The organism is Pseudoalteromonas sp. SIMBA_162 (assembly GCF_046535955.1).
Taxonomy (GTDB): domain Bacteria; phylum Pseudomonadota; class Gammaproteobacteria; order Enterobacterales; family Alteromonadaceae; genus Pseudoalteromonas; species Pseudoalteromonas marina.
The window spans coordinates 1-245 of sequence record NZ_JAWJBQ010000971.1; the positions used below are offsets into that span (position 1 = coordinate 1).

Below are 245 nucleotides of genomic sequence, written 5' to 3' on the forward strand. Positions count from 1 at the left end.
GTAACGGATGCCGCCATCAACATCTATCCCGATCTCGCCCACAAGCGAGATATCGTTCAGAACGCCATCGACATGATGCAGTCACTTGGCGTGACCTGCCCAAAGGTAGCGCTGCTGTCGGCGGTGGAAACGATCAATCCTCACATCACCTCCACGCTCGATGCCGCCGCCCTTTGCAAGATGGCGGACCGTGGCCAGATCCAGGGAGGGATGATCGATGGTCCTCTGGCGTTCGACAATGCCAT

The 245-nt window shown here is 58.0% G+C and carries 1 protein-coding gene; it reads left to right on the top strand.

The genetic code is table 11. From position 1 onward, the window contains the following. Window positions 1-245 (top strand): phosphate acyltransferase (locus R0J88_RS22600; RefSeq protein WP_410901262.1); only part of this gene is annotated, 245 nt, incomplete at both ends.